The sequence below is a fragment of the Streptomyces sp. NPDC054765 genome, assembly GCF_053612065.1.
This window is the reverse complement of the sequence record NZ_JBSHBP010000003.1, coordinates 94,038-113,863: the sequence shown is the minus strand read 5'-3', so window position 1 is coordinate 113,863 and position 19,826 is coordinate 94,038. Positions and strand designations below refer to the sequence as shown.

The following is a 19,826-nucleotide window of genomic DNA, read 5'->3' as shown; positions in this document are numbered from 1 at the left end:
GCAGAACCGCAGCACCGACGACTCGCAACCGCCCGTCGCTGTCGGCGGTGGCCGGTACCTTTGCAGTGAGTGTTGTGGTCTGCGTCTGAATCGCGGACCGATCGAGGTGCATGGGAGTGGTCGCGGGTGACGAGTGGGCGCCTGACCCTGTCGTGGGTCGGCAGGGATGAGGCCCTGCGGAACACGGCGGACGGCGGATACGAGTGGGTTTCACGGCAAGACCCGCGGGTTACAGAAGTCCGGCTACTGCAGGAAACCGGCAAGGCCGGCGATGTCACCGGCACGGCAGCGGACAACCTTCTCATTCACGGCGACAGCTATGACGCCCTGCATGCCCTGGTTCGTAACCCAGAGTACGGTGATCACTACCGCGGCAAGGTGAAGCTCGTCTACATCGACCCGCCATTCAACACGGGCCAGGCTTTCCAGCACTACGACGACGCGCTCGAGCACTCTGTCTGGCTCACGATGATGCGTGACCGACTTCTGCTTATCCGCGACCTCCTGGCCCCTGGCGGATCGGTCTGGGTGCATCTGGACGATGCCGAGATGGCGTACTGCCGCGTTCTCATGGACGAGGTCTTCGGGCGTGGCAACTTCGTCGGGACCGTCGTCTGGCAGAAGATCCACGCTCGCAACAACTCAGCCCAGCACCTCTCCTCGGTGCATGACTACCTCCTTGTCTACGCCCGCTCCAAGAGCGATCTTGTGCTCAACAAGATCGATCGCACTGAGTTGAGCGATCAGGAGTTCTGGAACCCGGACAACGACCCTCGTGGCCCTTGGCGCAGGTCGGACCTCACGGCCTCCCACGCATACGAGGACGGCCGCTATGAGGTGGTCGGTCCACACGGCGACGTGTTTTCCCCGCGAGGCAACCGTTGGTGGTCGTGCTCAAGGGAGACATTCGACGGACTACGTGAGGACAACCGGCTCTGGTGGGGGAAGACGGGGCGCACCTTCCCGTTCCGAAAGCGATTCCAGTCGGAATTGGGCGGCCTCGTGCCTACCACTTTCTGGACGCACGACGAGGTCGGCGACAACCGCCAGGCGAAGGCCGAGGTGACCAAGCTCTTCGACCGGTCGCGGATCTTCTCGACCCCGAAGCCTGAGGCCCTCTTGAAGCGCGTGATCCAGATCGCCACTGATCCGGGCGACGTTGTCGTCGACATGTTCGCCGGTTCGGGCACTACTGCTGCGGTAGCGCACAAGATGGGACGCCGCTGGGTGACCGCCGAGATCCTCGACGAGACGGCTGAGACCTTCACCCGTCCCCGATTGGAGAAGGTCGTCGCTGGCGACGATCCGGGAGGCGTCACCAAGACCGTTGGATGGGAAGGCGGAGGCGGCTTCAGGAGCCTCAAGGCGGCACCGTCCGCGTTCGAGATCGTAGATGGCCGCGTCTTCCTCGCGGATTGGGTCAAGGGCGAAGACTTTGCCTCCGTCGTCACAGCCCAGTTGGGCTTCATGTACGACAGCACCGACGATGGGCCGTTCTGCGGCACGAAGGGACGTGCTCGGCTGGCCGTTGTCGACGGCGTCGTGGACGAGGTCGTGGCCCGAGGCGTTATTGGGCATTTGGATGAGGGAGAACGAGCAGTGATCGTCGGCAGGGGCGTCACGCCCGAAGCTGAGAGTCTCGTTGCGGAGCTGAGCCGGGGGTCCAAGGTGCTTAAGGCACCTCGCGACCTGGTGCGTCGCGGGAAGGCTGTGCGATGACCTGGATCGACTATGACGCCTCGCTTGTGGACGACATCGCGGCGAGGTTGGACCTTCGGGCACCCAACGCATCCGCCGTCCGCGCGGTTGCCGAGGAGATCGCGGACGGGGATGGCCGCGAAGTGGTGTGCGATCTGGCGACGGGTGTCGGCAAGACGTACATCCTTGCCGGCCTGGTGGATTACCTGGCCGCGCAGGGAGTTCGGAACATCCTGGTCGTCACGCCGGGGACGACGATCCAGGACAAGACGGTCGCCAACTTCACCCCTGGGCATGCGAAGTTTGTGCAGGGCAGCGATGTCGAGCCGTTGGTGATCACCTCGGATAACTTCTCTCGAGGGCAGGTGGGCGACGCGCTGCACGACACCACGGTCACGAAGCTGTTCGTCTTCAACGTGCAGCAGTTGATCCGGCCCAGCGACAAGACGTCCAGGCGGGTCCGGGCCCGAGACGAGTTCATCGGCACGGGCCTCTATCAGCACCTTCAGCAGGTAGAGGACCTCGTAGTCATCGCGGACGAGCATCACGTCTACAGCTCAAAGGCCAAGTCATTCAACCAGGCCATCGAGGACCTGGGTGCGCGGGCAGTCGTCGGACTCACCGCAACACCAGCACCAGGTGTGAAGCCGATCTTCCAGTACTCCCTCGCCGAGGCCATTGCCGATGGCTTTGTGAAGATCCCTGTGATCGTCTACCGCCCGGATGGCCGGAAGGACGAGAGCACGGTCCTTGCCGACGCCTGCCACCTGTTGCGGATAAAGGACGCCGCATGGACTTCATGGGCAGAAGCGCAAGGCAGGACGCCCGTGCACCCTGTGCTGTTCGTGGTATGCCGTGACATCCCTGACGCCGAGCGCGTCGCAAACAGGCTGACAGCCGATGACATGTTTCCCGGTGAGAGGCAGGTGCTCACCGTCACCTCGCAGTCGAGCGACACCGCACTGCGGGCCTTGGCTGCGGTGGAAGAGGCCGACTCGCCGGTGCGCGTCGTGGTCTCAGTGAACAAGCTGAAGGAAGGCTGGGACGTCAAGAACATTGGGGTCATCGTCGGCCTGCGGGCTCTCGCGTCGGAGACCCTGACGGAGCAGGTCCTCGGCCGAGGGCTGCGGTTGCCCTACGGGCGGCGGGTCGGTACTCCCATGGTGGACACGGTTGACCTCGTTGCCCACGAGTCCTACCGGCAACTTCTGGCGAACAAGGATGCGCTGCTGCAACAGGTTCTGCCCGCTGACGGTGGTGACCTGGACAAGGGCCGTCCGCAGCCGGCCCCTATTGCGGACCAGCCGAGCAGCGGCGATGAGCAGCAGATCCTGACCTTCACCTCCCGTCCGCGTGTCATCGGTGACGACTTGGTGGACGGCTCTCCGCTGCTGCACGTGGAGTCGTTTGACGCTGTCATGGCCCAAGGCAAGCGTGACACGAAGGCCGTCGCAACGCTTCGCGCCAAGGTCGCCGGTGCGCCGACGATCCGCTTCCCCAGGCGTGAGCGGGAGATTCTTCCTGTTCGTTTCTCCTTCAGCTACATCGACAACGCGGCCGCGCGGTCTGAGGGCGCCGCCTACAAGCACGAGTTCAAGGTCCCGTTGGTGCGGCAGGCGGTCGACGCCCAGCGTGGGCTGGACAGCAAGGTGGGCACGTTCGTGACGGCAACCGAATCGGTTGACGCCACCCAAAAGTTCATCTCAATCTCCGAGCTCCGCAACGATCTCTTTGGGCGGATCTGGAACAGCGGTTACGTGGAGGAGACGCTTGCCGAATCCCGAGCGGCCGAACGCGTTGTCCGCGAGTTCTTGGCGGGAGCCGGCGTCACCGCGGAAGACCAGGAGCACGAGTGGGGTGAACTGCGTGCCGCCCAGGCAGCCACTGCCCTCGGCAAGTTGGTCAAGACCGCCTACGACACCCGTAAGCTCCAGCCCGCTTACGCCTTCCGGCCGGTAGACGTTCCGACTGTCCCTCCGCCGCCCATGCCCTCGAACGTCGTCAGCAAGTGGGCGGATTTCCGTAAGGACCTTTGGTACGAGGGCTGGGAGCACTCGGTCGAACCGGTTGCCTCCTTCGACGCCGGCAGCACCGAGTACGCCATGGCGCACCTGTTTGACGCGAGCCCCAGCGTTCAGTGGTGGCTGCGCAACTACGACCCGGGACCCATCTGGATCGAGCGGGACAACGGGAAGAAGTACTATCCGGACTTCATCGTCCTCGACGCCGAGGGAACGTACTGGGTCGTGGAGGGCAAGGCTAACGACCGAGCGAATGATCCCGAGGTGTTGGAGAAGCGGCGAGCTGCTGAGGATTGGGCGCGCTTCGTACGGGACTATGGCGAGTTCGGCACGTGGCGGTACATCTTCGCGACTGAGAAGACCATCAAGGATGCCAAGGGGTCGTGGGAGTCTCTGATCGCGCTTGCCAAGCCGGAATGAGCACCCCTACTGCGTGAGTGTACTGGGCGGCACCCCGGTGGACCCGGCGTCAGGGTGTTCAAGGTCGGGCGTCTCTGGTCTGGGGGAATGGTGCCCTGCCTGCTTTGGCGACTCCCGGTGCCGACACCACCGCCCAGTCGCCAGAGACTCTGCATGGCGCGCCTGTCACGAGTGACAGGCGCGCCACAAGGCGGTGAGCGTCAACGGCCGTAGGTCTTCTAGGCAAGGGGGGGCATGAACCCGTTCGAACTGCGCCGCACTGAGCAGGCGCTCCGCGAAGCGCTACAAGGAACCGCATTGGCCTGGGTTCTCGATGATGTCGATGCCGCGATTGCAGCAGGCGTGCCGGAGGAGAAGATCCTGCGTCGGCGCCCCCAACGCCGCGGCGATGAGTCCCATGCCGCAACGCCGGCATCGGCAGCGCTCCGCTACGAGGCGGTGGATCGGAACCTGCTCGGCGCCGGTGAGTATGAGGCGTCGCGTAAGCGAGGGACGCTGGTTATCGCTACGCGAGCCATGACGGACCAGGAACGTGTCCAGCTTCTGCTTGATGCGGTGAGGCGGGTGCTTGTCGAGCTGCCTGAGATCGAACTGGAGACGCTGAAGACGCTTCAGACAGAGCCCGACGGTGACGACGGTCGCCGCACCATGGTTGAGGGAGTCGTGTTCGAACCAGACGAAAGCACTCGGTCGCGTCGCAGCCGAACGGAGATCCTGGCGAACCGGGTGCCCATGGAACGGCGTGAACGAGTTAGCCAACTGGTGACTGAGGTGTCGCGGGAGGTGCAGAGGTGACTGCGGTCGATCAGCTGATTGGGGAGATCAAGAGCTTTCTGGCGGTGGGGACGATTTCGTACGACGCCGCATCGAAGCCGTCCGATGTCTACGAAGGATTCATCTTCTCGCTGATCGTGGCTACCGCGAGTCGGCATGGCGCCACCGTCAGGTATGAAGACGTCTACGGGGCTAAGGTCAACAACCTCGTCTTCCGGACAGGGCCGGGTCATCTCTACGGGGACAGCCAGCCCTTCACCCACGCCGTGATCGAGTTCGACGGCGCTCCCGCCCTCGAAGTCCACCTTGGCGTCTTCGTGACCGGCTCGTCAGGTGTCCTACACGAGTGTGACGTGTTGGTACTGCCCGCCGAGGAGGCGGCCTTGAGCCGTGAACAGGACGTTGCGCCGCGCGGAAGTCAGAGCATCCTCATCGTCGAGTGCAAGTACTACACGTCCAACCTCGGCATCGGGCTGGCGCGGAACTTTGAGGGCCTGCGCGCCGACATCCGTACTCAGAGCGAGCTCTTCGTCTCCAACATCGGTTCACCGAGCATCGTCAGGTACCTCGATGCTCGGAAGCGAGGCTTCGAGCGTGATGTGGTGCCCAACTCGCCGCAGGCGGGTTACCTCCAGGCAGAGATCAGGAAGACCTTCAAGAGTTACCTGAACAAGCACTCGCCCTCAACGGTGATCTGAAGCCGCCGATCAAGCCTGCGACGGTTGCGATCTGCGTGAGCGCTGCGTGAGCGGACTGGGTGACACGGGGGCGGACCAGGCATCACGCCGATCAAGGTCGCAAGCCTCTGGTCAGGGAAAACGGGATTCGACGGCACCGCCCAGCACCACCCGGGATGATCTTGCGAGCCCTCGTAATGCGTAGGTCTCGGGTTCGAATCCCGAAGGCGGCTCAGCTGAAACCCCAGGTTACATAGGTCGTGACCTGGGGTTTTCTGTTGCTCGGGGCATGGCGCATCACACGGCCGAGGCGCCGTGGGGTGACTTGCGTGAGCGGAGCGGTCCGGTGCTCTACCTTTCGGGCTCTTCCGCCTGGTCTGTTTCTCCCCTGTGACCTGGGCCTTCGCTGCGTCCTTCGCCTTCTTGGCGGCCTCGGGAGCCATCTCCGCCTCGGTCATCCATTGGAGCGGGACCAGCTGGACAGTGGCCTCAACCTTGCTGGGGCGCACCCAGGGGACCGTCTTCCTCAGGGAAGACCAGGCCGGTCTCACCTCTGGGCTGAACTCTATTCATCGCGCTCGGCGTCCTGCCGTGCGGTGCTGCTTCAGCACGCCGACCGTGTCGTTATAGAGCGCGATCACACGGAATCCGCTATCCGTCTTGGGCTCGAATATCTCGAAGTGTGAGCCGTACGGGGCGACCGCTTGATGCAGAATTCAACGGTGTTGTGCTCGATGGGGCCCAGTGCGCGCTCGGCAGCCAGCGGGCTGCTTCCCACCTCAACCGTCCTCTCCATATACCGGTAATTCGGCAGCTTCTGACTTGAGGAACCGCCTGACGAGGTGAGAGCGTCTTTCGTCCGAGAACTTCAGCTTGCCTTGGGGGGCGTGTTTCGCGTGGGTGTTGTGCTGCCGGGCTGGGCGGATGAACTGCTCGACCTGATCGGTGTTTCGTGGCCGAACGTGGACGAGGATGACTACCGCGAGATGGCCAATTCCATGCGGGAGTTCGCCGACGACATCGATGAGGGTGCGAACGAGGCCCACACCGCGATCCAGGGGTTGGTGGGTTCGGCGGGCGGTTCCGTTGCCGTGGAGGCGTTGAACGCGCACTGGGGGAAGATCAACGGCCAGCATCTCAAGGGGCTGGCCGACTGCGGCCGTATGGCGGGTACCGCCATGGACGGCGTTGCCGTCCTCATCGAGGGTGCCAAGGTCGCCGCACTCATCCAGCTCGGCATCCTCGCGGCAGAAGTGATCGCCGCGCAAGCAGCGGCCCCCTTCACCTTGGGGCTCTCCGAAATCGGCGCGCTCGGCGCCACCCAGGCGACCCGAATGATCGTCAAACGCCTCTTCAAGGAGGTATGCCAGCAGGTAGCCGAACAGGTCATCAGCATCGCGCTGACCCCCGTCGAGGAAGCCCTCGGCGCGATGGTCGGCGACCTGGTCGTCCAGCTCGGGGCTAACGCCCTCGGTGCCCAGGACGGCATCGACCTCGGTCATGCAGCCAAGGCGGGCAAGGAAGGCTTCAGCCAAGGCGTACAGGATGCCAAGGGTGCCGCCAAGTCGGCCGCCAGCGGCCACATGGAACTTCTCAGCGCCGGCGGCCGCCGCGGTGGTGGAGGAGGTATCGATGGAGGCGGCAGCAGCTCGGGCGGAGCTGGCGGGTTCAGCTTCGACAAGGACGAGCACGACCGCGTCGTCACCAGTCTGGAGAGCGCCGGCGGCACGTTCCGTAACAAGGCTGGCGGCAAGATCGGCCGGGCCAAGAGCCACCACGGACGCACCCGTGGCAAGGATTTCATCGCCGATGCGGCGAACACGATGCTTGACAAGGTCATCGAAGGCATCGAGGACGGTCTCAAAAAGACCGCCAAGCACCTCGACGACAACATGCCCCGTGGCATCAAGCAGATGGCCAAGAACCATCACGAGAACGAAAAGGGCCTGGCTGACCACTTCAGGGGCCTCGGCAAGGACGGCAAGAAGGATCCCAAAGGGCCGAACAACAGCGGTGGCAAGGGGCCGGGCACGAAGGGTGCCAGCGAGTCCAAGGGGCCGGCCCGTCAAGCAACCGACAGCGATCCTCATGGCAACAGCCGCACCCAGGACAGTGTCTGTTCCAACGGCACCGACCCCATCGACCTGGCGACCGGGAAGATGTACCTGCCGCAGACTGACGTAGAGCTGCCCGGCACCCTCCCGCTGGTGTTCCGCCGACGCGTCGAGTCCGGATACCGTGCTGGCAAATGGTTCGGGCCATCGTGGACGAGCACGGCAGACCAGCGTCTGGAAATCGACTCGCAGGGCCTCATCTTCGTCCATGAGGACGGCCTGCTGTTGACCTATCCCCACCCACGAGACGGCACCTCGGTGCTGCCCTCTGAGGGGCCGCGCTGGCCCCTGGAGCGCACGGACGATCGCGGATACGTCGTCAGTGATCCGGCCAGCGGAATCACCTGGAGCTTCAGCGACTACAGCGAATCCGTCGCCCTGTTGGATGAGATCTCCGACCGTAACGGAAACTTCATTGTTTTCGGATATGACGCTGACGGCGCCCCTACGGACATCCAGCACGGATCCGGTTACCACCTGAAGATCGCAACGGAAGGCGGCTGCATAAGCGGCCTCTACCTTGCGGGAGCCTCCGCGGACGAGGGTGACCAGCTTCTTACCAGCTACGGCTACACCAACGGCAATCTCACTGCGGTTGCCAATTCTTCTGGATTGCCCTTGCAGTTCAGCTACGACCGTCTCGACCGAGTCGAATCCTGGACCGATACCAACAACAGCAGCTACCACTACACATACGACGACCAGGACCGATGCGTCGCAGAGAGCGGCGAAGCCGGGCACATGAGCCTGCGCATCGACTACGGCGATCTCGATGAGGCCACAGGACTGAAGGTCACCACAACGACCAGCGGATCTGGCCACATTCAGCAATTCCACATCAACCGCGCGAACCAGGTAGTCGCAGAGATCGATGCTGCCGGTGGTGTCACACGCACCGAACGCGACCGCTATAACCACTTGCTGAGCACGACCGACCCACTTGGGCGGACCACTAGCTTTACCTACGATGAGTCAGGGAACACCGCTTCGGCGACGCGCCCCGATGGTCGCACAGCCACCGTGGCGTACAACGAGCTCAACCTGCCGGTTCAGATAGTGGGTCCCGGAGGCGGTACATGGCGTTACAGCTACGACGAACGTGGCAACCGCACATCCGCTACCGATCCCAGCGGAGCAAGCACTCAGTACACCTATGATGGTCGTGGCAACCTCTCCGCAGTCACCGACGCGCTGGGAAGCGTCACCCGAATAGAATGCAATCGTGCTGGCCTGCCTGTCGTCGAAACGAATCCGCAGGGTGCGACCACCCGATACGAGCGCGATTCCTTCGGCCGTATCACGGCTGTCATCGATCCTCTCGGGGCCACCACACAGCTTGCATGGACCGTGGAAGGCAAGATTGCGTCCCGGATCAAACCGGACGGCGCACGCGAGTCATGGGCCTACGACGGCGAAGGTAACTGCACATCACATGTTGACGCCATCGGCGGTGTTACGTGGTACACGTATACACACTTCGACAAGCTGGCAACCAAAACCACCCCTGAGGGAGCGCGGACCAGGTACTCGTACGACGCCGGACTCCAGCTGGTCAAGGTAATCAATGCTCAAGGCTTGGAGTGGTCATACACCTATGACCCGGCAGGTCGGCTTATATCTGAGACCGACTTCGACGGCAGCACCATAACTTACACTTATGATGCTGCCGGACAATTGGCCAGCCGTACCAATGCACTCGGCCAAACCATCACCTATGGCCACGACGTGCTGGGGCAGGTCATCGAAAAGGTGCTCGATGGCGGACGCACCACCTTCGCGTACGACTCGGCCGGACACTTGGTGCACGCGGGCTCAGCTGACGCCACAATGTCACTGGAGCGCGACGTGATGGGGCGCGTCATATCTGAGACCACCAACGGCCGTACTCTTGCGCACACCTACGACATCCTCGGACGTCGTACTTCCCGGCGTACCCCCATGGGAACAGAGTCGCACTGGCGATACGACGCCGTAGGTAATCCCATTCAGCTAACCGCTTCCGGCCGTGATATCGCCTTCCGGTACGATGTGGCTGGTCATGAGATCAGCCGCCGCCTCGGCGATGATCTCTCCTTCGATTCCTCCTGGGGCCCCGCCGGTCGCCTTATAAGCCAAACGGTGAGAACCGCTTCTCTGACGCTCCAGCAGCGTCAGTACACCTACAGGCCTGATGGCCATCTGACCGCGCTTGAGGACGGTCTGAGCGGTACACGTCGCTTCGATGTCGATGAAGTGGGCCGCGTCACAGGGGTACACGCCCACAACTGGACAGAGTCCTACGCTTACGACGAGGCAGGAAACCAAACCAGCGCCGACTGGCCGGCCAAACATCCCGGTGCGGAGGCCCGCGGCTCGCGCACCGTCGCCGGCACCAGGGTCGGCCGAGCCGGCAATGTCCGCTACGAGCACGATGCACAAGGACGTATCACTCTCAGACAGAAGACTCGTCTGTCCAGCCGTCCCGAGACCTGGCGCTACGAGTGGGACGGCGAAGACCGCCTCATTGCAGTTACCACACCCGACGGCACGCGATGGCGCTACATTCACGATCCCCTGGGCAGGCGCATTGTCAAGCGCCGCTTGACAGCCGCGGGGGAAACGGCTGAGGAGACCGCTTTCACCTGGGACGGCGCCAACCTCGCCGAGCAGACCACCACCTCGCCGACGCACAAGTACCCCGTCACGCTCTCCTGGGACCACGACGGGGTACGCCCCCTAACGCAGACCGAACGCATCACGGCGCCCAACGCCTCCCAAGAGGACATCGACCAGCGTTTCTTTGCGATTGTTACCGACCTGGTCGGCACACCGACCGAACTGGTCGATCTCCGAGGTGAAATCACTTGGCGAACCCGTAGCACATTGTGGGGAACCACGACTTGGACGAGCAGCAGCACTGCCTACACGCCGCTGCGATTCCCCGGACAGTACTTCGACGCCGAAACCGGGCTCCACTACAACTTCCACCGCTACTACGATCCAGAGACAGCTCGTTACATCACAACGGATCCGTTGGGTCTCAAGCCTGCACCCAACCCCGCCACCTACGTCACCAACCCACACACATGGGCCGACCCTCTGGGGCTGGCGCCCGAAGAGGGGTGCTCTGATCGGCTCAAAACCGGCGAGATGTACATCTACCGTGCTGTCATGCCAGGAGAGTTGGGAGACATCATGGGGTCAGCCAACCGTCGTTACCGCAACGGCCCCGGCCAAGAAGTCAAGTACTTCTCCGAAACTCCGGAAGGAGCGGCAGCCTACGCACGAGGCGCCTACCGCGATTTCGGGGCACATGACGGCTACCAACCGTATACCCTGACCCGGGCGGTGATCCGTCGCGACGTCATTCCGCCGGAAAATTACCTGCACCACCTGGCAGATGAGGGCGTTGATAGCCCATTTATCCTTAACTCCGACCAACTCAGGCATGCAGGGCGCGTGAGGGTCATCCCGTCCCTGCCGCATCGGTGACTCGAATGAACTTGAACATCATCATTACCTCGGATAATGATTCAACGCTCGCCCTCTGGGAAGCGCACCTTTCTCCGCTTCCGGAGGTTTCATTCACCAAGGAGCGAGCTGCATATATCGAGGCTGACGCCGTAGTCATCTCTGGGGTCTACGCGTTTGAGCGGTACGGTGGGCGTCCGAACACGACCGCGGCGCAGATCGTCACCAACGTAACGGGCGACGGGCTTCCTGGCGTCGTTATTATTCCGCCAAGCGTGCCCGTGATCCTCGATTCGGAGAAAAGGCCCGTTGTTCATCCTGACTATACGGAAGTGAGCCCCGCCTATTACGCGATTTCACACACGCTCAAGGTAATTGACGCTCTCAACGCGGAAGGCGAGCAGGTGGTCCGAAGAGTAGTCTTTTCTCTTTCGCTACTAGGTATGAACAACCCCCGTGATGCGTCCACGCCTTCCTCGGTGAGGCGAGCCATCGAGGAGTATCTCACGGAACGGGACACATAAAGAGCGTTGCCTGTGGCCTGCGATTATGGCTGGCTGGTCCGAAATGCGCTGGCGAGGGCGGGTCAGTAGCACCGAGCCCCTATTGGTTCCGTTCGGCAATCGCGTGTCATGATCGAGAAAGGAGCCGGTCTGTTTGGGCGTCCAGACCATCACGGGCGACGGCTTCTCGCCCGTCTGCTCCCACTTGGCGACCCGCTCGTCCGTCCACACCAGGGCCTTCGGCTTGCGTACGGGGTCGATCTCGACGTGGGTGGCCGGGTTGAACGTGATGATCTGCCGCCCGATCACGTCGTTCAGGGCCGCGCGGAGTGTGGCCTTGCACGTGCAGGCGCGTGGCGGGGCCGGTGACGCGTCGGAAGGGTGGCATCGCGTCGATCGCCGCCTTCATTGCCTTTCGGCGGGCGCGGTTCTCCGCGCCCTTCCACGGCACAGCCGCCAATTCGTCGATCGCGGCCTGCCTTTTGAGCGTTCTGCTCCAGGATCTGGGCGTTGGCGTCGCGGATATCCGTGAACATCTGGCTGAGGTGGCTGACGCGCAGCCGGTCGAGGCGTCGGTTCCCGATGCGCGGCTTCAAGTGCACGCGGATGTCGGTCTCATAGCGGTTCAGGCCGGACTTCTGTATGCGCTTGTCCGCCAGCCACCGGTCGAGCCACTCGCTCGCGGTCAGGCTGCCGATGTAGGGGGATATGAGGGCGGCGGTCAGTAAGCAGCTCGTCGTGCTTTCGGCCTCGCGGTGGAGGCCCTTGGCAGGAGGTCCCGGCGCGAGGTTCGCCAGCGCTGCGGATCGATGCCGATGAACTGCACCGTCCGTCCAGGCGGTGCCGTGCGGTTGTGCTCCCTCATCCAGTTGACCACTGCCAGCATCTCGTGGGTGCGCCAGGTCCAGAATCCGAGGCCGGCGACCACGCTTGCCGCATCGCCGCTTCCGTGCAGGACATAATCGTTCACCGCCTGAGATGCGGATGAGCTTGCCTCCATCGCCAGTGTGGTGAAGCCCATCCTGGCGACGAGGAACCTGAGCAGGCGGTGCTTGAGCCGGAAGAACTCCGCGGTACCGTGGGTGGCTTCTCCCATCCCCAGCACCCGCACGTCGCTCAGTAGCGGCATCAGAGCCCGTAAGTCGTCGTCGGGCGCGTCCACGTCCAGGCTGCGCAGCGGCATCGCCTTCTCCGCCAGCCACCGTCGTACATGGTCTGTCACTCTGCTCCTCATCTACGTCCGTATGCATGAGGTATCGCCGGCCTGCGTGTGGGGGCGCCGCGGCGCTCCGGGGTACCGGCCGTGCGGCACGTTCCGCACCTGCGGCGAAGGAGCAGCCGTTGAGGCCCGGTACGCCGGTGTGCTTCGCGAGCAGGCCGGAAAATGGGGGAAGCGCACGCGCTGTGGGCGAGGATCTGAAGCCTTGCCTGAAGGGCTGGAGCCCGTACGGTCTCGACGAGCGCTACTGGGATGGCGCCTACGAGCGGCGTGACCTCGTGTTCATCCCGAACCTCGTGTTCACCCCGAGCTGAGGTCTGCGAGCAATTGGTTCAGCAGATGTTCCTCCTCGACTCGTATGCCGTGCTCGGCGATGGCCTCGCCGAGTGCCGGGTCCCAGGGGGTGGGGGTCGGGGTGCCGGAGGTGAGCGGTGTGCCGAGGCCGCGTTCGACGGCGGCCAGGTAGGCGGGGGCGTCGTAGCGCCACGGTGCGGCGCCGGGCAGGCGCAGGACGCCTGTGGCGATGCGGACGCCGCCCCAGTCGAAGTCGCCGTGGTAGGCGATCGGGCAGCCACGGTCGGCGAGTTGGGTGAGCAGGGTACGTGCGGCGAGGGAGAGGTTGCCCTCGACGCAGACGAGCGGTGGGCAGCGGCCGGGGGCCGGCTCGTCAGCGGCGGCGGCGAGTACGGCGGGGTTCTCGCAGACTCGGATCCGCCGTCCTGCCACTCCGAGATCGGGCGGCTCCCGGGTCAGCTGACGTAGCGTCAGCAAGCAGGGTTCACCGCCTTCGTGCGCGGCGGCGAGGATACGGCCGGTGGTACTGCGGGGAGAGCCGGGCAGACCGAGGACGAGTACGCGCGAGGAGAGTTCGTCCAAGGCCACGCCTACGGCCGACCAGGCGGCCCGGCGGCCTTCGGTATCGGACGCCGCGCCCGCGGGCAGCGCGGCAAGTGCACGGACAGCGGAGAAGACGAGCGCGGCCAGCGGACGGCCTTCGTCCAGTGCGTGAGCGTCGCCGAGGGCGCGGGCGGCGAGGACGGGGAGGCTGATGCTGTGGGCTGCCGGGAGCTGGGAGAGTACGTGTACCGCCTCGGTGGCCAGTGTGCGGGCCGTCGAGGGGGCGCCCCCGGAGAGGCGTTTGAGGAGACCGGTCGCCTCCAGCTCGGCTCGCCAGGATGCCAGGCCGGCTCGCCCGGTGATCGCCGGTATGTCGAACTCGGCCAGTGCCTGCTGCCAGGCGGCGGCCTCGGCGGCGTGCTGAGCGCGCCGGTCGGTCACGGGGCCGGTCAGCGCCACCACCGCTGCCGCGAGGCCGTCCGGGCAGGTCAGCGACTCGCGCAGGGTGCGGTCGACCTCGGTCAGCGGCACCGTGAGCGAAGCGCCCGAGCGCAGACGGCGCCCGAGCAGCAGCTCGATCGCGCGGCGCTGTTCGGCTGTGGCGGCCTTCAGGGTGACGGCGGTGTCCAGTGCGCGGCCGGTGGCCATCCGGTCTCGGACGCGTTCCAGCAGCCAGGAGGTTTCGGGTGTGCCGAGCAGGCGACGCAGCCGTGGTTGGTCGGTCTCCGGCACGGGTTACTCGCCCTCCAGGAGAGACGTCTGTGCCGGTTCGTCGGCGGCCGTGGACGTCTGGGCGGGGAGGGGGACGTAGGGGTCGGGGCGTTGCCGGCGGATCCGGGCGCTGCCGTCCCAGCGCCAGGGGGTGACCAGGACGGCGTCGATCCCCTCGCGCCGGCTCAGCTGGGCGATGCCGATGCCGGGCACGGTCGGGTAGCAGGCCCACTCGCGTTCGCTGGTCATCACCACGTCGAGGTCGAACGAGGCAAGCAGGCCGAGGCACTTGGCGCGGGAGTCGTCGTCCACACCGGCGAACGCCTCGTCCAGCGCGATCAGGCGCGGGGCGTGCGGGCTGCCGGAGGAGTAGTGCGAGGAGGCCGCGGCGAAGAGCGGGACCGAGGCGGCGAGCACCCGTTCGCCGCCGGAAGCGGGGCCGGTGGCCGGCTTCCACTGGCCGTCCTGCCGCCGCTGAATGGTGAAAGCGTGCCAGGCGCGGTAGTCCAGGGCGCGGGTGAGCTGGTCGGCCCAGGAGTCCCCGGGGTGGTCCTCGCGGTCCTGGGCGATTCTGGCCTGCAGGAACTTCCCCACCTGGGCACGGTCGGCCGGCGACCAGGCATCGGAGGACTGCCGCAGCAGCCTGGCGCGTACGGCCTCCAGACCCTCGGGGGCTGCCTTGGCGGGCTGCCACCGCAAGCGCAAGGTCATACCGGTCGACGTGGGACGGGCGGCCAGGTCCTGGTTCATCGCGGCCACCTGCTCCTCGGCTGCGGCGATCAGTTCCTGCAAGGCTCCGGCGACCTCGCCGACCAGGTGGTTCTCCAGCAGTTCGCGTTCCTTGGCGGACAGCAGCCGGTCGCGCTGGTCGACCTCCTCGCGCAGGGAGTCGGCGAGGGCCGGAACGTCGTGGGTGCGCCCCTGGAAGACCACGTCAACGATCATGATGCCGTCGTGCAGGGTCATGCCCACGGAGTGGCCGTGACGGCCCAGGGCATCGGTGAGCACCTTGTGCTCGGCGGAGATCCGTTGCTGGATCAGCTCCCAGCGGCGGTCGGAGTCGTCCGTCCCGGCGAGTTCGGTGTTGATGGTGCGGGCCAGCGTGACGGCGGGCGTCGGGGCCCATGGTTCGTCCAGCGGCGGGACGGCGATGGCAGGATGCGCGGCGGCGAGCAGGCCGGTGGCCGCGAAGGAGCGCAGGGCGGTCACCGCGCGGTCGCGTTCGCCGGTCGCCTCCTCGATCCGGCTGCGGATCTCGGTGCAGCGGCCCTCGGCTCGGGCTCGGGCGGTCAGGGCAGCCTCGCGAGCGCGCTGGGTCGACTTCTCCTCGGCGTCCCGTGCGGCGAGCGCCGCGTCGGTTGCGGCCAGTTGGCGGTGGAGTTCCGCCACGCTCGCCCCGATGGTGTCGTCCAGCACCCGATGGCGCTCGGCGGCGGCGTCGGCACTCCGGCGGGCGACGGTGGCGGCCTCGTCGGCCTCGGCCTGCGCACCCGCTGCGGTGACCGCCTCCGAGGCGGCTTCGGCGGCGAAGGCGGCGGAACGCGTCCGGGCGGCGGCGGCCGGAAGGAGTGCGGCGAGGACGGCTGCGTAGCCGGAGACCGCGTCGCGGATCTGGTCCAGTGTCTCGCGGGCGGCGGGCAGCCCGGTGTCCGAGGCGTACTCCGCGGCCTCCTGGTGCGCCCTCTCGGCTTCCTCCCGGCGCGTGGCCGCGTCCTGCTCGGCCTCCGCCCGTCGCTCTGCCAGGCGGCGGGCGGACGCGGCCTCATGGCCGACGCGGGCATGGGCCTCGCGCAGCGCCTGGTCGGACGGCTGGGCGCGCTGTTCGGCGGTGAGTGCCGTGGCCCGCTCCCGCAGGGCGCGGCGCCGCTGGTCCAACTCGTCGAGGAGTACGCCGAGTTCCGTGCGCGTGGTGGCCAGTTCGGTGAGGCGGGTGCGGCGGGCCGCTTCCCGGGCGCCCTCGCCGATGAAGCGGGCGGCCGACTTGGCCCAGCGCCCGGTGAGGGCGCCGATCCGGTAGCTCCCGTCAGCGGCGACCCAGGTGTGGTGGTCCGGGCTCTCGCCGAGGCCGACCGCGGCCAGGACGGCGTGCACGGCGCCGTTGTCCAGCGCGCCGGCCTGCGGGTCTGCCCGGTCCACGGCCGGGCGCAGTACGGCAGTCAGGCCGGGGCCGGGGGCGGCAGCGGAACCCGGCAGCAGCAGCGCGTCGTAGGTGCGGGCGTCGAGCAGTGTGCCGTCGGGCGCGATCCAGGCATCGAGCAGTCCGGCGGCCTCCAGGGCTGCCTCGATCCCGGCGCGATCGGCCTCCGGTACGGCGTCGTCGAAGTCGACGGCCCGCCACAGTGGCGCGCCGGGACGGTCGGTGCGGGCCTGTGGATCGCGGGTGTACGCCGGAGGCGGGGTGTCATGGCCGCCGGACTCCAGGCGGGTGATCTCCTCGTCAACCCCGGCGAGTTCACGCCGCGCGGCGGCGCGCTCGGCGTCGAGCTCCGTTTCCCGTCGGGTGAGCGTGCCGATCGCAGTGCGGTAGGCCGCGGCGGCCGCCTCGGCGGCCGGGTTGGGACCGTCCAGGGTGTCGGTCCACGCCTCCAATGCGGCGCCGGCCTGGTCGGGATCGTCCAGGCGCAGTTCGACCGCTCCCGCAGCCCACCCGCGCCACGCTGCGATGAGGCCGGCTGCCTCTTCGCTGACGGCCTGCCCGGCCTCGGAGACACGCTCCCTCGCCGCTTCCCCATCCGAAGCCGCGCGGGCGGCTTCGGTCTGCGCCGCACGCGCCCGCCCCTCGGCTCGCTCATTCCGGGTGAGCAGCCGGGCCAGACCGGCCACGGCCTGGCGGCGCCGCTCAACGGCGCGCTCGCCTGCCCTGCGGGCCTCCGGAAAACCGGACTCAGGAAGTCGGGACCCCGGATCCTCCTCTTCCAGCGACTCGGCGACCGGGCCGTGATCGATTCCGGCGGCCTCAGCGGCCTGCCGGGCCGCCCCGTCGGCCTCAGCGAAAGCCGACCGGTCGGCATCCCTGCGAGCCCGGGAGTCGGCGGCCCGCCGCCGCCAGTCGTCCGCGAGCCGCTGGGCGGTCCGGGCGGCCGAGGCGCGGTCGTCGGCGACCGCGCGCAGCGTCCCGGCTGCCTTGCCGGCCTGTTCCAGCTCGCGAGCGGCGTCCATCTCAGGACTGCGGTTCAACGCGTCCCGGGTGGCGGTCAGCGCCGCCCGCGCGTCCGCCAGCTCCTCCAGCCGGGACCCCGCCGTCACCAACCGCTCGTCCGCCTCCGCGTGTTCGGTCTCGGCCTCGGTCAGATCGCGGCCCAGGTGTTCGTACCGGCTGTGCGCGACCCGCAGGACGGCGGCCTGCCGCTTGGCGGCGATCTGGGCGTAACGGCGGTAGTGGGTGAGGAAGGCGGTGGCGGCCGTGGATGCCTCGGTGAGCGCGGCCAGCGCGTGTCGCTCGTCGTCCAGGCCGCGGAACGCCTCGGCGACCTCCCCGATCAACGCCGGATCGAGCGGTGGCAGCGACTCGGTGAGTGCTCTGGACAGCAGCTTCTCGTCGGGCCGCTTCGACAGCTGCGGCTGACGCAGCTGGATGAGCAGATTGACCAGTGCCTCGTAGCGCTCCTGGCCGAGGCCGAAGAGCTGTTCGTCCACGGCCCTGCGGTACTCGGCGGCGGTGTCGTGGACGAGTCCGTGGCCCTGCAGTACCTCACGCAGCCGTTCGCGGGTGACGGGAACCCGGGAGGCGGACATCAGCGGCAGGTCGGGACCGATCCGCAGGCTGGTGGTGAAGAACCAGTGCTTGGCGATGCCTCGCCCCTTGACCGCCTTCAGCCCGCAGCCGATGGTCCGGTACCGAGGCCGGCCGTCTTCACCGGTCCGTCCGAACTCCAGCCAGGTGTAACCGGTGCGTTCGTCGTGCGGGTGCTTGCCGCCCAGCAGCAGGTTCCACTCCATCCGCTTGGCGCGGTCGCCGTCCGGCTCGACGCGGTGGGCGGCGAGGTCACCGTCGAGCAGGAACGGCAGCGTGAGCGCGAGGACCTTGGACTTGCCCGTGCCGTTGTTGCCGCGCAACAGCAGCCGCCCGTCGTGGAAGCGGAACTCCTCGGCGTCGTAGTAGAAGATGTCGGTCAGCCCTGCGCGCAGCGGCTGCCAGCGGTTGCGGACGGGCTCGGGCAGGGCGGCGGAAGCGGTGGACGGCGCGGCGGTCATGCGCGGGAGCGGGCCTTTCGGATGGTCGGTGCGGCCAGGGCATAGCGGACCAGAGCGGGCTTGGCTGTGACGGTCCCGCCGTCCCGGCTGACAAGGCCGAGAGCGGCGAGCCGGTCCAGGGCCTGGGCCACCAGCTCGGCGGCGGCCGCGGGCTCGGCGGCGGACTTACGCCAGTAGGAACGGTGTTGTACGGCCAACTCTCTTATGAGTGTGTGGAGTTGCTCTTCGGTGCGGGCCGCCTCGGCCGTGGCCAGGTGGGCGGCGATCAGCAGCGTGACATGCCCGTCGGTGCCCTGCTCGGGCATGCGGACGTCGGTGAGCTCGTCGTCCGGGTCCACCATCGCGACGCCCTCCGCCCGCGCCTCCGGCACCAGACCCGTGAGTTCGGTGATCCTGCGCGTGATCGCGTAGCGCTGGGAAACCAGATAGGCGCGCTCGTCCTCGGGTAGCTCGGCGTAGTACACCACAGGGTCGTCCAGCAGTCTGCGAGTGAGCCGGTGGCGCAGCGCTCGCAGCCGCAACTCCTCGGTGTCGGGGGCGACTTCCGAGGTGAGCGTGCTGAGCCGCTGGTCCGGATCCGGATCCGGATCCGTGGTTTCGACGGTGGACGGGCCGCGGGTGGCGGCCGGCAGCGCAGCCAGGACACGCCGGCGCACGTCGTAGAGCACATCGTTGGAGGCCTCTGACAGGTACGCCTCCTCATCGCCGGAGACGCGGTGCAGCACTCCCCACTCCAACAGCAGCCGGACGACCGCCACCAGGTCGGAGCGCTCTTCCCGGCGCTCCATGCGGAAAACGATTCCCGCGTCCGCGATCACAGGGTCGGCGGTCCCGGTCAGCACCCCCTCGGCGAGCCGGCCCAGGGTGGTCTGTCCGTCGGCCCGCTCCAGTGTCGCCAGCGCCAGGCACAGCAGGACGTAGCGGCGCCGGGTGAACGGCACCTTGGTGCGCGGCGCGCGGGCCGGTCTGGTGGCGTCGTCCAACCGGGCGGGGGTCTTGTACAGCCGGGCGGTCTCGGCATCGACCACCAGTCGCCAGCCGGTCTCCTGGGTGAACCAGGACGCCAGCTCACCCCCGTGTTTACGGACCAGCCGGAACTCTTCACTCCCACTGGTCAGCAGCGGTGAGGCCAGCAGCGCGCGGGTCGCCCGGCGGCGTTCTGCCTGTGCCTCGGTGGCTGGAACGGTGCTCATCGGTGCGTCCCTCCC

At 66.7% G+C, this 19,826-nt stretch carries 11 protein-coding genes and 1 pseudogene; 7 read left to right on the top strand and 5 right to left on the bottom strand.

Annotated features, from left to right (window positions below):
* The first annotated feature begins 126 nt into the window (after nt 1-126).
* The 6 genes from ACWGJY_RS03255 to ACWGJY_RS03230 all read left to right on the top strand — a co-directional run bounded on the left by ACWGJY_RS03255 (nt 127) and on the right by ACWGJY_RS03230 (nt 11,678).
* Nucleotides 127-1,719: a site-specific DNA-methyltransferase gene (locus ACWGJY_RS03255; RefSeq protein ID WP_387239819.1), complete on the top strand. Its 1,593-nt coding sequence runs from the start codon at nt 127-129 to the stop codon at nt 1,717-1,719.
* Entirely contained in the window at nt 1,716-4,139 is a 2,424-nt protein-coding gene (locus tag ACWGJY_RS03250; protein ID WP_453259083.1) for a DEAD/DEAH box helicase family protein, read from the top strand. The genes ACWGJY_RS03255 and ACWGJY_RS03250 overlap by 4 nt, the downstream gene beginning before the upstream one ends.
* Nucleotides 4,140-4,373: 234 nt before the next feature.
* Nucleotides 4,374-4,934: a hypothetical protein gene (locus ACWGJY_RS03245; RefSeq protein ID WP_406209713.1), complete on the top strand. Its 561-nt coding sequence runs from the start codon at nt 4,374-4,376 to the stop codon at nt 4,932-4,934.
* Entirely contained in the window at nt 4,931-5,611 is a 681-nt protein-coding gene (locus ACWGJY_RS03240; RefSeq protein WP_398043985.1) for a hypothetical protein, read from the top strand. The genes ACWGJY_RS03245 and ACWGJY_RS03240 overlap by 4 nt, the downstream gene beginning before the upstream one ends.
* A gap of 875 nt (nt 5,612-6,486) precedes the next feature.
* On the top strand, nt 6,487-11,175 hold the full coding sequence (locus tag ACWGJY_RS03235) for a DUF6531 domain-containing protein (protein ID WP_453259082.1): 4,689 nt from the start codon (nt 6,487-6,489) through the stop codon (nt 11,173-11,175).
* Between the two features lie 5 nt (nt 11,176-11,180).
* Nucleotides 11,181-11,678 (top strand): hypothetical protein, encoded by a 498-nt coding sequence (locus ACWGJY_RS03230; protein ID WP_453259081.1) that lies wholly within the window; start codon nt 11,181-11,183, stop codon nt 11,676-11,678.
* 111 nt (nt 11,679-11,789) lie between these two features.
* On the opposite strand, the pseudogene ACWGJY_RS03225 reads toward ACWGJY_RS03230, so the two are convergent.
* Together ACWGJY_RS03225 and ACWGJY_RS03220 are read right to left on the bottom strand one after the other, a co-directional pair.
* A pseudogene (locus tag ACWGJY_RS03225) lies at nt 11,790-12,355 on the bottom strand (tyrosine-type recombinase/integrase); the annotation flags it as partial.
* A 23-nt stretch (nt 12,356-12,378) separates the two neighbouring features.
* Complete coding sequence (locus ACWGJY_RS03220; protein WP_453259080.1) at nt 12,379-12,840, bottom strand: erythromycin esterase family protein; 462 nt, start codon at nt 12,838-12,840, stop codon at nt 12,379-12,381.
* Between the two features lie 221 nt (nt 12,841-13,061).
* On the opposite strand from ACWGJY_RS03220, the gene ACWGJY_RS03215 reads away from it, so the two are divergent.
* Nucleotides 13,062-13,190 carry a hypothetical protein gene (locus ACWGJY_RS03215; RefSeq protein WP_453259079.1) on the top strand — a complete coding sequence of 43 codons (129 nt, stop codon included), beginning with the start codon at nt 13,062-13,064 and terminating at the stop codon, nt 13,188-13,190.
* On the opposite strand, the gene ACWGJY_RS03210 is transcribed toward ACWGJY_RS03215, so the two are convergent.
* From ACWGJY_RS03210 to ACWGJY_RS03200, 3 genes are read right to left on the bottom strand one after another with little or no spacing between them, the layout of a single operon-like run.
* Nucleotides 13,177-14,445, bottom strand: a complete 1,269-nt coding sequence (locus ACWGJY_RS03210; protein ID WP_453259078.1) for a TIGR02679 family protein — start codon at nt 14,443-14,445, stop codon at nt 13,177-13,179. The genes ACWGJY_RS03215 and ACWGJY_RS03210 overlap by 14 nt on opposite strands.
* Before the next feature lie 3 nt (nt 14,446-14,448).
* Nucleotides 14,449-18,618 (bottom strand): TIGR02680 family protein, encoded by a 4,170-nt coding sequence (locus ACWGJY_RS03205; RefSeq protein ID WP_453259077.1) that lies wholly within the window; start codon nt 18,616-18,618, stop codon nt 14,449-14,451.
* Nucleotides 18,615-19,811 (bottom strand): TIGR02678 family protein, encoded by a 1,197-nt coding sequence (locus ACWGJY_RS03200; RefSeq protein ID WP_453259076.1) that lies wholly within the window; start codon nt 19,809-19,811, stop codon nt 18,615-18,617. Before ACWGJY_RS03200 ends, ACWGJY_RS03205 begins: the two co-directional genes overlap by 4 nt.
* Nucleotides 19,812-19,826 lie beyond the last annotated feature (15 nt).

Coding starts and splice junctions, on each gene's coding strand:
- ACWGJY_RS03245 (WP_406209713.1), top strand. CDS start 4,374: ATGAACCCGTTCGAACTGCGCCGCACTGAGCAGGCGCTCCGCGAAGCG.
- ACWGJY_RS03205 (WP_453259077.1), bottom strand. CDS start 18,618: ATGACCGCCGCGCCGTCCACCGCTTCCGCCGCCCTGCCCGAGCCCGTC.
- ACWGJY_RS03230 (WP_453259081.1), top strand. CDS start 11,181: ATGAACTTGAACATCATCATTACCTCGGATAATGATTCAACGCTCGCC.
- ACWGJY_RS03250 (WP_453259083.1), top strand. CDS start 1,716: ATGACCTGGATCGACTATGACGCCTCGCTTGTGGACGACATCGCGGCG.
- ACWGJY_RS03220 (WP_453259080.1), bottom strand. CDS start 12,840: ATGCCGCTGCGCAGCCTGGACGTGGACGCGCCCGACGACGACTTACGG.
- ACWGJY_RS03200 (WP_453259076.1), bottom strand. CDS start 19,811: ATGAGCACCGTTCCAGCCACCGAGGCACAGGCAGAACGCCGCCGGGCG.